This is a genomic window from Pseudooceanicola sp. (assembly GCF_041987405.1).
GTDB lineage: Bacteria > Pseudomonadota > Alphaproteobacteria > Rhodobacterales > Rhodobacteraceae > Pseudooceanicola.
The window spans coordinates 475,015-487,055 of sequence record NZ_JBHIWR010000004.1; the positions used below are offsets into that span (position 1 = coordinate 475,015).

General features: G+C 64.7%; 9 protein-coding genes. 2 read left to right on the forward strand and 7 right to left on the reverse strand.

What is annotated here, in order from left to right:
- Window positions 1-122 precede the first annotated feature (122 nt).
- Complete coding sequence (locus tag ACFC2Y_RS13350; protein WP_375172582.1) at window positions 123-1,898, reverse strand: ATP-binding protein; 1,776 nt, start codon at window positions 1,896-1,898, stop codon at window positions 123-125.
- A 59-nt stretch (window positions 1,899-1,957) separates the two neighbouring features.
- Here ACFC2Y_RS13350 and ACFC2Y_RS13355 point away from each other — a divergent pair, with 59 nt between their 5' ends.
- Window positions 1,958-3,142, forward strand: a complete 1,185-nt coding sequence (locus tag ACFC2Y_RS13355; protein ID WP_375172581.1) for a cytochrome P450 — start codon at window positions 1,958-1,960, stop codon at window positions 3,140-3,142.
- Between the two features lie 564 nt (window positions 3,143-3,706).
- On the opposite strand, the gene ACFC2Y_RS13360 is transcribed toward ACFC2Y_RS13355, so the two are convergent.
- From ACFC2Y_RS13360 to ACFC2Y_RS13380, 5 genes are all read right to left on the reverse strand, one after another.
- Window positions 3,707-4,672, reverse strand: a complete 966-nt coding sequence (locus tag ACFC2Y_RS13360; RefSeq protein ID WP_375172580.1) for a LysR family transcriptional regulator — start codon at window positions 4,670-4,672, stop codon at window positions 3,707-3,709.
- Window positions 4,673-4,675: 3 nt separating this feature from the next.
- Entirely contained in the window at window positions 4,676-5,248 is a 573-nt protein-coding gene (gene phaR, locus ACFC2Y_RS13365; protein ID WP_375172579.1) for a polyhydroxyalkanoate synthesis repressor PhaR, read from the reverse strand.
- 324 nt (window positions 5,249-5,572) lie between these two features.
- On the reverse strand, window positions 5,573-6,175 hold the full coding sequence (locus ACFC2Y_RS13370) for a pyridoxamine 5'-phosphate oxidase family protein (RefSeq protein WP_375172578.1): 603 nt from the start codon (window positions 6,173-6,175) through the stop codon (window positions 5,573-5,575).
- Between the two features lie 158 nt (window positions 6,176-6,333).
- A complete protein-coding gene (locus ACFC2Y_RS13375; RefSeq protein WP_375172577.1) occupies window positions 6,334-6,777 on the reverse strand; it encodes a phasin family protein in 444 nt (147 codons plus the stop codon).
- Between the two features lie 146 nt (window positions 6,778-6,923).
- On the reverse strand, window positions 6,924-8,744 hold the full coding sequence (locus ACFC2Y_RS13380; RefSeq protein WP_375172576.1) for a PHA/PHB synthase family protein: 1,821 nt from the start codon (window positions 8,742-8,744) through the stop codon (window positions 6,924-6,926).
- 154 nt (window positions 8,745-8,898) lie between these two features.
- Between ACFC2Y_RS13380 and phaZ the strand changes: the two genes are divergently transcribed.
- On the forward strand, window positions 8,899-10,182 hold the full coding sequence (phaZ, locus tag ACFC2Y_RS13385) for a polyhydroxyalkanoate depolymerase (protein WP_375172575.1): 1,284 nt from the start codon (window positions 8,899-8,901) through the stop codon (window positions 10,180-10,182).
- Window positions 10,183-10,241: 59 nt separating this feature from the next.
- On the opposite strand, the gene ACFC2Y_RS13390 is transcribed toward phaZ, so the two are convergent.
- Entirely contained in the window at window positions 10,242-11,777 is a 1,536-nt protein-coding gene (locus ACFC2Y_RS13390) for a sensor histidine kinase (protein WP_375172574.1), read from the reverse strand.
- Window positions 11,778-12,041: the final 264 nt, after the last annotated feature.

Genomic DNA, 12,041 nt, shown 5'->3' on the forward strand with positions numbered 1-12,041 from the left:
GGCGGCACGCCGGACAGCGGCCGTCCGCCCCCATGGGCGGCCGCTTCGCAGCCACCCGCGGACGGCCCCTGCCCTTCGCAACAGGTTTCTCTGACAGCGCGACACCTGACAAAGACGCCCCGCTACTCCGCCACCATCGCCCCCGGCACCGGCGGCAGTTCGATCACGAACTCCGCCCCGCCCTCGGCCCGGTTGGCACCGCGGATCTCCCCGCCGAAGCTCTGCACCATGCCGTAGGAGATCGACAGGCCCAGGCCCATGCCCTTGGCCGCGCCGACCTCCTTGGTGGAATAGAACGGGTCGAAGATCCGTTCCGGCTGCGCGATCCCGGTGCCGGTGTCGGCAACGCGGATGGTCGGGCGCGGGCTGTCGCTGAGGGTCAGGGTCAATTCGCGCCGTGTCTGCCCGGCCATCGCATCGACGGCATTGGTGATCAGGTTGACCAGAACCTGCGCCAGCCGCACCTCGCCCGCCATGGCCAGCACCGGCTGATCCGGTGGCACCCAGGCAAGCGTGACGCCCTCCTTCGCCAGCCGCGCCTCCGTCATCTCCAGCGCCGAGGCGATCACCTGACCCAGATCGACGCGCCGGGGCGGTTCGCTCTCCTGCCGGGCAAAGGAGCGCAGGTTGCGGATGATCCGGCCCATGCGCCCCGCAAGCTCTCCGATCCGGGTAAGGTTGCCCTGCGCCTGCTCCACCTTGCCCCGCTCGACCAACAGCGCGCCGTTCTCCGCAAACTGACGGATCGCCATCAGCGGCTGGTTCAGCTCATGGCTCAACCCCGCCGACATCTGCCCCAGGGCCGACAGCTTGCCTGCCTGCACCAGTTCCGCCTGCGCGCGTTTCAGCGCCGCCTCCGCCTCCTGCCGTTCCGCCACCTCGCGGCGCAGCATCATGTTGGCGCCCGACAGCTCCGCCGTGCGCACCGCCACGCGGTTTTCCAGCTGCGCATTCGCCTGCGCCAGCACCCGCCGCCGTTCCATCGTCCAGAAGAGAACCGCGCCGAAGGCCAGCAACACCAACCCCGCCACCGCCGCCTGCAGCGCCGCGATCCGCGCCGCCGAGCCGACCGCGATCAGCGCCGTCGCCTGCATGCCGGCTTGCGGCACCTCCCGCGTCAGCACCAGCGCCGGGTCAGGCACATAATTGCCAAGCGGCGCGCGCCAGATGTCATTGCCGCCGATCATGGTGCGCGAGAAACTCAGCGCCCGGCCATCCGGCGGGGTCAGCACCCCGTCGCCGATCGTCCAGTTCAGCAGCTCCGACCGGTTGGTGATAAAGACCCGGTCGCGAGGATCGGTGAACCAGACGGCGGGCCGGTCGCCGCGCCAGGCCTGCTCCAGATGATCCACATCCACCGCCACCGCCAGCACGCCACGCACCCCGCCGCCCTCCTCGAAACTGGGCGCGGCGAAAATGTAGCTGCGCGTCTGATCCTCGCCCGAGGGGCCTATCCCCGCGCCAAGCGCCCCGGTCAGGGCCCGGCGAAACACCGGCCCGTCGCGAAAGGCCTGCCCAGCCACCTCCGCCGCCGTTTCCGGGCGGGCCGCGGCCAGCAACTCCCCCGTCGGGGAGAAATACAGCAGGTTCAGCGCCGTCGTCCTGTCCGCCGCCCCCAGAAACAGCGCCGCCGCCTGATCGCGCAGCCCACGGCGCGCCGGTTGCCGCGACAGGGCCTCCAGATAAGGATGCGCGGCCATCAGCACGGCCAGATCCTGATAGCGCTGCATCTGACTGGTCAGCCGGTCGACGGTCAGCGTCAGATCCGCCTGCCCCCGCTCGTTCAACGGGGTCAGCGCCTGACGATAGCTGACCCGATGCACGCCCCAGACCAGGGCGAGCGAGATCAGCAGATACAGCAGGACGACACTCGCATGCCGTTTCAGACCATGGTTCATCCTTCCCCTATAGCGCCCCGCCCCTTGCCATGGGAAGCGTCCCGCCCCTAGATGCGCAAATGCAGCTGCGCCAGTCTCCGACCGACCCCGACTTTGTCCAGAACCCCTACCCCTTCTACGCCGCCGCCCGCGCCGAGGGGCCGCTGCACTATTGGGACGACTACGGGATGATGGCCGCCTTCACCTACGAGGCGGTAAACACCATCCTGCGCGACCGCCGCTTCGGCCGCGAGGTGCCGCCGGAACTGGCCCGCCCCGTGCCCGATCACCTGCGCCCCTTCTACGCCATCGACGACCATTCCATGCTGGAACTGGAGCCGCCTCGCCACACGCGGTTGCGCGGTCTGGTCCTGCGCGCCTTCACGTCGCGCCGGGTCAAGGCGCTGGAGCTGGACATCATCACCCTGGCACAGGAGCTGACCGAGGCGCTGCCGGAGGGGGAGTTCGACCTGCTGCCGACCTTCGCCGCCCCCCTGCCCGTCATCATCATCGCCCGCCTCCTCGGCGTGCCCGAGGACATGGCGCCGCAGCTATTGCGGTGGTCCAACGACATGGTCGCCATGTACCAGGCCCGCCGTGACCGCGCGGTGGAGGACGCCGCCGCCAAGGCCGCCGGGGACTTCGCCGCCTACCTGTCCGACTATATCACCGCCCGCCGCCGCGCCCCGCGCGACGACCTGATCACCGAACTGATCGCAGCCGAAGAAGACGGCGAGCGCCTGTCCACCGAGGAGATGATCGCCACATGCGTCCTGCTGCTGAATGCCGGGCATGAGGCCACGGTCCACACCATCGGCAACGGCGTCGCGGGGCTGCTGGCCTCCGGTTTCGACATCGCGCCGCTGATGACGCCGGAACAGGTCGACCAGACCGTGGAGGAGGTGCTGCGCCACGACCCGCCCCTGCATATGTTCACCCGCTATGCCTATGAGGATATAGAGCTCTTCGGCCACCGCTTCGCACGCGGCGATCAGGTGGCCCTGTTGCTTGGCGCGGCGAACCGCGACCCCGCCGCCTGGCCCGACCCCGACCGCTTCGACCCGACCCGCCCGATCCGCACCAACGCCAGCTTCGGCGGCGGGCTGCACTTCTGCATCGGCGCCCCGCTCGCCCGGTTGGAATTGCGCAGCGCCCTGCCCGTTCTTTTTGACCGCTGCCCCGGTCTGACCCTGGCCGAGCCCCCGCGCTACGGCGACACCTACCATTTCCACGGGTTGGAACGGTTGATGGTACGCAGGGGGTAACTGGGCAGGTCTGGGGATGCGGCCCTGCAGGGTCCCGGCTCGCGGGCCGGGACATGGCCAGGAAGCTATCCGGCGAGGCGCATGTGATTGACGAAACGGCGGGATGAAACCGGCCCTACGAGTCGAACGCGCAGAACAACATCCTCGAGCCCACAGCTGCTTTTCGTCCGACCTGTCCCGGCCTCGCGCCAGGACCTCCGGACTGAGAGAGATATCGGCGGGGTCCCGGCGCGGGGGCCGGGACAAGGGCGGGCGAACATCGAGCGGGCGCTGAAGATCAACGACACGGCGCGATGATTTCTCCCTCGCGCGATTGGCAGGTCTGCGTCATCCACGGGCTCGACCTGAGGGTCTCCGTCATGGAGTGCCCGGCGGATGAAGATCCTCGGATCAAGCCCGAGGATGACCTCCGCATCATGGCCCGACCCGCCGCGGAAAAACGCTCTCGCAAGAGACGGTCGAGGTCCGACCTGTCCCGGCCTCGCGCCGGGACCTCCCGGACTTAGAGAGATATCGGCGGGGTCCCGGCGCGGGGGCCGGGACATCCACCGGAGCCTCCCCCACTTACGCCAGCTGCAACCGCGCGCTCAGATGCGGATAGGCGGCGACGGCGGGGGCGACGACAACCTCCTGCAGCAGATCGCGCAGTTCCGCGGCCACCACACCCGGCACCTCCTGCAGCACCCCCTGGCGCGCCATCAGGACGATCCGGCGGGAGAGCGGGGCCACCGGCAGGTCAAAGAGCTCCAGCTCCCCCAACAACCGCCGCGCGCGCATCAGGGCCAGCGGCGGCAGTATGGTCCAGCCGATGCCGCGCGCGACCAGGGCAAGGATCGCGTGATAGCTGTCCAGCTCGAACCGATGCGCCAGCTTGAGGTTCTGCTGCGCCAGATGCGTGTCGATCAACCGGCCCATGTGATGTCGCGTCGTGTAATGCACCAGCGGATGCGCCTTCAGTTGACGCAGCACATCGCCGCCACCGTCGAGCATGCCGCGCGGGGCGGCGACGACAAAACCTTCGGAGAGGATCGGATGCACCTCCGCCCAGTCCGGAGCCTCGCCCATCTCCGCCGCGACGATGACATCCAGCGCCTCCGCCTCCAGCTGGTCATACAGAAAATGCGACGCCCCCGTTTCCAGCAGGAACTGGCACCCCTCCAGTTGACCGGCCATCCGCACCAGCAGCTGCGGCGTCACATCCGCCTCCAGATCCTCGATCGCGCCCAGGCGTAGCCGGGTCAGGCTCTGTCCGCCCGCGACGGCCAGTTCCGCCCGGGCCTGGGCGGCCTCGTTCAGGATCGACTGGGCGCGGCGGCGAAAGGCCTCCCCCGCCGGGGTCAGTGCCACGGGCCGCGCATTGCGCACCAGCAGCGACACGCCAAGCGCACTTTCCAGATTGGTCAATTGCTGAGACACCGCCGAGGCGCTCGCCCCGAGCCGCCGCGCGGCCGCGGTGATCGACTTCTCTTCAGCGGTGGCGACGAAGACCTCGATCCCCCAGAGCGTGATCCGTCCCGGGCTGGATTGCATCGGTCAGCTCATCTTGTTCAGCTTGCTCTGCAGTTCGGCGAGCTGCTTCTTGATCGCATCCAGATCGTCGCCGCTCTTCTCCTGCGGGGTCTCGCCGCCGGTGCCCGTGCCGGTGCCGCCGCCCGGCTTGGGCCAGGCCGACATGCCGCCGGACATCGCCTTGAGGAACGCCTCCTGCTGCGCCTGCAGCGCCTCGAACCCGGGCATCTTGGCCATCGGGTTCATGGCATTCATGTTCTCGACCATTTTCGACTGGCTCTCGCGCAGCATCTCGAAGCTTTGCGCCAGGAACTGCGGCACCACGGATTGCGCCTGTGTGGTATAGCTGCGCACCAGATCCGTCAGCACGCCAAGCGGCAGGACATTGTCGCCCCGGCTTTCATGTTCGGCAATGATCTGAAGAAGATACTGCCGCGTCAGGTCATCCCCGGATTTCAGATCGACGATCTGCACCTCGCGGCCATCGCGGATGAAACCGGCAATATCCTCGAGGGTCACGTAATCGCTGGTCTCGGTGTTATACAGTCGCCGGGACGCGTAGCGTTTGATCAGAAGCGGTTTTTCGGTCTCAGCCACAGGTCATCCCTCCCTATGCAGCACTGCAGCACAGCTTAGGACTGCATAATGAAATTGCAAAGGAATTCTCAGGGTTAGGTTTTTCGCTTGTGCAGGAGGTCGATCGCGCCGAGGGAGGACAAGCCCAGACGCCACCAATGTTGACCGAGGGCTGCGCCGACCCGTGGGGTGGCGCAAATGCGCCGCCCCAGGGGGGCGGGTCGGCGCAGCCCGGCGTTGCCGCCGGGCGGGACATTGGAGCGAAGTCGGAGCAATAGGTACTTTATGCAATGCTCAATCAGCTGTGTGTCGCCCTCGCCCCCCCAACATCGCCTCAAAGCACCCCTACCAGAGCCGCCCCTCCGCATAGGCCCGGTAGCCCGCGTCATAGGCCGCGCCATCGAACCCCGCATCCACCTCGCGCACGAAATCCCCCGCGCTCGGCACCTCCGCGCTGCGGTCCCCCTCGCCCCAGAGGTCGGAGCGGATGATCGCCTTGGCGCATTGGAAATAGGCCTCCTCCACGGTGGTGACGACCACCGTGCGGGGACGTTTGCCCTTGTGCTCGAATTCCGCCAGCAGCGCCGGATCATCGCTGACCACGGCGCGGCCGTTGACCCGCACCACATTGGTCGAGCCCGGCACCATGAACATCAGGCTGACCCGCGGATCGCGCACGATGTTACGCAGGCTGTCGATCCGGTTGTTGCCCAGCCAGTCCGGCAGCAAAAGCGTGGAGGGATCTGCGATCCGCACCACCGGGCCGATATCGCCGCGCGGGCTGGCATCGGTTCCCTCCGGCCCGACCGTCGACAGGATGACAAAGCGCGCGGCCCGGATCCACCGGTCATAGGCCGGGGTCAGCCGGGGCACCACCTTGTCGATCGAGCGCGGCACCGGCGCGCCATAAATCTCTGCCAGTCGATCCGTATCCGTAATGGTCTGCATCCTGCGCCCTCCGTCTGTCGCGCGCACTATGTTCAGACCGCCCGCCCCCGGCAAGGCCCCGGGGCGACCGCGCAACAAAAAAGGGCGGGCCCGCAAGGGACCCGCCCGGTCTTCCACGTTCCAATTAGGGAGGAGGAGTGGAACGTGTCGGTAAAGACTTACTTCGCGGCGGCCTTCTTGGCGGCTGCGGTGGTGTCTTTGGTGGCTTTCTGAACGGCCGCGGTGGTTTCCTCGGCGAAGTCCTTGCCAGCTGCCATCATCAGCTCGACCGCTTCGGTCTGGGCTTTCTTGGCGATCTCGGCGAAGGCGGCCAGGTTCTCGGCTGCCATTTCGGCAGAGGAGGTTGCGAAGTCGCTCATCGCCTTGGCGTAATCGGCCGGGTCGGATTTGACCTTAGACAGTTCAGCCATCTTGGACAGGCTGTCCTTGGTCCATTTGCTGGACAGTTCGTTCGACTTGCCAGCTGCGTCCAGGGCAATGCCGGACAGCTTTTCGTTCAGGGTTGCGGTGGACTTGAAGGATTCTTCGAATGCCTTCGTGTCGACCGGGAATGCGCCCATGACGTCTTTCATCATGGTGGTGAAATCTTGGGTGGTAGCCATTGGTATGTCCTCTCTCGGTGTCGGTCCCGCGTCCATTCGGGTCCGTATTGCATCTCTGAGAGGAATATGGATGCTGCACTGCAGAAAATCAAGAAGTTTTTGCTGCGTCGCAGAAAATGCAGGCTGATCCGATGGATACCTGCCGCCTAAACGGGCAGAGGTGCCTTTACGTAAGTGCCCGGCGCCGGAGAGAGCGCGGGGTGAGTCGAATCTCCCGGCTCCCGCGCGGGGACCATCTTGCCGGATTTCGACGCGATCCATTCACCCCATCTGGGCCACCAGCTGCCCTCGGTGAACTGGGCGTTTTGCATCCATTCGTCCGGGCCGAGCGAGAGGTCGTCGTTGGTGTAATGCCCGTATTTCTTCTTGCTGGGTGGGTTGACGATCCCGGCGATGTGACCGGACTGCGAGACGACAAATGTCCGCTCCTTCGAGGCCATCTTCTGAAAGCCCAGATAACTCGTCTTCCAGGCCGCGATATGATCGGTCTCGCAGGTGATCGAATAGACCGGCACGGTCACGTCTGAGATATGCAGACGCTCGCCGCAAAATTCGATGCCGTCAGTTGTGAATTCGTTGCGCTGGCAGAGCCCGCGCAGGTATTCCACGGCCATCTTGCCGGGCAGATTGGTGCCATCGCCGTTCCAGAACAGCAGATCGAAGGCCGGCGGGGTTTCACCCATCATGTAGCTGCGGATCGCCGGGCGGTAGATCAGGTCGTTCGACCGCAGGAAGGAGAAGGTCCGCGACATGATGTGACTGCGCAGGATGCCGGTCTGGGCCACCTCGGCCTCGATCCCGTCGATGAAATCATCCTGCAGGAAGGGCGTGAAATCCCCCTGGTCGGAAAAATCCGTCAGCGCGGTAAAGAAGGTGGCCGTGTTCACCGACTTGTCGCCGCGATGCTTCATCAGCGCCAGGGTCAGCGCCAGGGTCGTGCCGCCGATGCAATAGCCGATGGCGTTGACCTTCTTCTGCCCGGTGATTGCCTTCACCTCGCGGATGGCCGTCAGATAGCCCTCCTCGATGTAATCCTCCATCCCGGTGTCGGCGTAACTGCGGTCGGGGTTCACCCAGCTCACGACAAACAGCGTGATCCCCTGCTCCGTCACCCATTTGATGAAGCTGTTCTGCGCCTTCAGATCGAGGATGTAGAACTTGTTGATCCAAGGCGGAAAGATCACCAGCGGCATCGCATGGACCTCTTCGGTCCGGGGGCTGTACTGGATCAGCTCCATCATGCGATTGCGATAGACCACCTGCCCTTCGCTCGCACCGACATTTTCCCCCACGGTGAAGGCGGAGGTATCGGAGAGGCGCACCACCATCTCGCCATTGCCCGCCTCGATATCCGCGACCAGGTTCTCCAGCCCCTTCACCAGGCTCTCGCCCTCGGTCTCCACCGCGCGCTGCAGCGCATCGGGATTGGTGGCGAGGAAATTGGTCGGCGCCATCATGTCGACGATCTGCTGGCTGAAGTACTTCAGCTTCCTGCGCTCCGTCTCGTCCAGCCCCTCGGCGTCTTCGACCGCATGGCGCATCGCCTCGGCGTTCAGCATGTACTGCTGCTTGATGAAGTTGAACCAGGGGTGGGTCTTCCACATCGGGTTGGAAAAGCGCGGATCGTCCGGCGTGTGATCCTCGGGCGCCTTCAGCGCACCGGAGGCCAGAGCCTGCTGCGCCTCCATGAAATGCTGGACGGATTTGGTCCAGAAACTGGCCTGATGTTCAAAGATGCGTGCGGGGTTCTGCATCATCTCCGACCACCAGGCGGTGGAGGCCTTGGCGAAAAGCTCCGGATCGGGGGCATTCAGGGCGGAATTCGTCGGGTTCCGCTTGGCAAGTGCGGCAGTCAGACGCTGCGTCAACTTGTCGACCCGTTCGAGGTTCTCGTTCAACCTTTCAAGGGCCGCATCCGCCGTCGGCGCCTCACCCGATTTACCGGATTCGTTATCTTGAGTTGCCATGGCAGCGTTTCCCCCGTAATTTGCTGCTATGCAGCATCGACGCCTGCCCCCGCCCCGACATCAAAACGTGCCACTAAAACCATATTCAGGCACAAGATGAAGGGGTAACGGGCCGGTCCAGATCTGACCCGACACCTTCCTCCGGGAGACACATATGCGCTACATGGCAACTTACGACCTAATGGAGTCGATCCGCAACACCCAGCAATGGCTGGGGGCGACCGCGCTCTCCATGGCCTCCTATCCCGCCTTCCAGATGATCCCCAATCCGGCCCTGCAATACATGGCCGCCTGGGGCGAAGTGGCGGAACGGTCGTACAAGCGCATGGTGGCCAAGCCCGACTGGGGCATCCACTCCGTTCCCTGCGAAGACGGGCGCGATCATATCGTCTCCATCGAGAAGGTGGTCGAACGCCCCTTCGGCGATCTGATCCACTTCCACGTCAAGGGACGGGAGCCGAAACAGCGCAAGATCCTGCTGGTCGCGCCGATGTCGGGCCACTATGCGACGCTGCTCCGCTCCACCGTCATCTCGCTGCTGCCGGACGCGGATATCTACATCACCGACTGGCACAACGCCCGGGACATTCCCGTCTCCGAAGGCAAGTTCGACATCGAGGATTACACCCTCTACGTCGTCGACTTCATGAAGGAGCTCGGCCCCGACATCAACGTCATCGCCGTCTGCCAGCCTGCGCCCCTCGTCCTCGCCGCCACCGCCTACCTGGCCGAGATCGACCCCGAGGCCCAGCCCAACACCCTGACCCTGATCGGCGGCCCGGTGGACCCGGACGCCACCCCGACCGAAGTGACCGATTTCGGCCATTCCGTTACCATGGGCCAGCTCGAAGAGCTGATGATCCAGCGTGTCGGCGCGTCCTACAATGGGATCGGCCGACGGGTCTATCCGGGGCTGCTGCAGCTGACCTCCTTCATCTCGATGAACCTCGACCGCCATGCCTCGGCCTTCCAGGACCAGATCATGCGCGTGATGAAGGGCGTGGCCAGCGACCATGACCCGCACAACCGGTTCTATGACGAATACCTCGCCGTGATGGACATGACCGCGGAATTCTACCTCTCCACCGTCGAACGCATCTTCAAGGCGGGTGAAATCGCCGCCAACGAATTCGTCGTGGACGGCCACAAGGTGGACATCGGCAAGATTACCAATGTCGCGGTCAAGACGGTAGAAGGCGAGAACGACGATATTTCGGCCCCCGGCCAGTGCATCGCCGCGCTGGACCTCTGCACCGGCTTGCCGGAGGAGATGAAGGCCAGCCATGTCGAGCCGGGCGCCGGCCACTACGGCATCTTCGCCGGCTCCTCCTGGCGGAACAACATCCGCCCGCTGGTGCTGGAGTTCATCGACGCCAACGCAGGCGGCGCCAAGACGGCCAAGCCCGCGCCGAAGAAGGCGAAGCTGAAGGCGGTCTGAGGCGAAGTCACGATCTGAGGCAGGACCCGGCCCGCGCCGGGTCCCGGTCTTTCCAGGTTTTACGAGGCGACGGACAACTCGCGCGCCTGCGGCAGCGGTATATCCATCAGGCATTCGAATGAATGATCCTGGAACTGCCGCTCGAACCGGCCACCAAGCTGGGATTCAACCGTGAGTGTCAGCAGTCGGGATCCGAAGCCCGGCGTATCGACGTTGACCTCTTCACTGCTTTCGGGCCGCTGTTCCCGCCACGCGATGCGCAGCATTCCGGTCTCGTCCACGCACCATGAAACCTCCAGGCTGCCGTCGCTGTCGGAAAGCCCCCCGTATTTCACGGCATTCGTGGTCAGTTCGTGAATGGCCATCGCAATCGGCTGAACCATGTTCGGCGGCAGGATGACATCGGGGCCGGACAGCGTCACCTGCTCCGAATCCGCCGCGCCAAAAGGCAGAAGTTCCAGATCCAGCAATTCCCGGAACGTCGCCCCGGTCCACTCCGATTCGGACAGGATGTTCAGGGTCTTGCTCAGCGCGCCCATGCGATCGGCAAGCGACCGTTTCAAGCTGTCGACGTCCTCGGCCTTGGTCATGCGGACCAGCGCCTGAGAGATCCCCAGAAGATTGCGCGCCCGGTGGTCGATTTCGCGCAACATGGTCGTTTCGCGCTCTTGCGCGCGTTCCTGTTCGATCTTGTGCATCGCCTGCGCGAAGACCTGTTCGATCGTGGCCACCTCGGCGTCGGTCCAGGCATGAGCCGCGCTCATATGGACGAACAGCACCGTGTCCAGCCCTGACGACCCGAACCAGGGGGTGTTCACGACAGCCCCCGCGCCGAGTTCGGTGAAGATCCGGCTGAGGCGTGTGTCCTGCAGGTCAGCGGTCCGGTCGATCCGGACCACATGTCCCGCGGCAAGGCGGTCCGCCATCGCCCCGAAATCCGTCCATTGCGCGACGTTCGCGGCCTTCGGGCGGTCCTCCGCCAGCCATTCCGCCTTGACCGGATAGGCATTTTCCAGCGGCGAATATTCGCGCACGCCGACCCTCAACGCCCCCAGATATTCACCCAGCATCCGACAGGTGGCCTCCACCACCTCGTCGGTGCCGGACAGAACGCGAATCCTGTCCGCGGTTTCCAGAAGGAAGGCCATCTGCCTTTCGCGCAGGACCTTGTCGGTGGTTTCGAACCCGGAATTGAAGATCCCCTCGATCCCGCCATCCTCGCCCCGGATCGGGGTGAAACTGTAGGACCAGTAGGTTTCCTCCTCGAAACCGAACCGCCGCATCGGCAACATCTGGTCTTCGACGAACAGGCCTTCGCCCGTTTCGATCACCTGCGCGAACTGCGGTTCGATCACATGCCAGATATCCGCCCAGACGTCCTTGGCAGGCGCGCCCAGGCAGGCGGGATGACGCGGGCCGGGGATATGCGACCAGGCGTCGTTGTAAAGCAACCGAAGCTCGGCGCCCCAGTAGATGGCCGTGGGAAAGGCCGAATTCAGGCAAATTCCCAGGGCTGATCGCAGGGATTGAGGCCATTGATCTGGTGTGCCGAACGGATGGTCTTTCCACGGGAAATCCCGCAAAAGTCTTGCCATTTCGCCTTCTCCGGAAAGAAAGCTCATTGGCGTGCGCTCAGCGCTCTGTCGCCTCAACATGTTTTGCTGCCCCGTGCGGGTCCCCTGGGTCCAACACGCAACTTACGGGGTAATCGGCTTCAATACAAACGGAACTATTAGGTAGTGTTGACAAAAAGGATTCACAGGGCGGACTAATCGTGATTCAAGCTGATATCTGCGATGGAGACCAGCTTGGCACGAGACCTGATGTCGGACGAGGAGTGGGCGTTCTTTGAGCGGTTC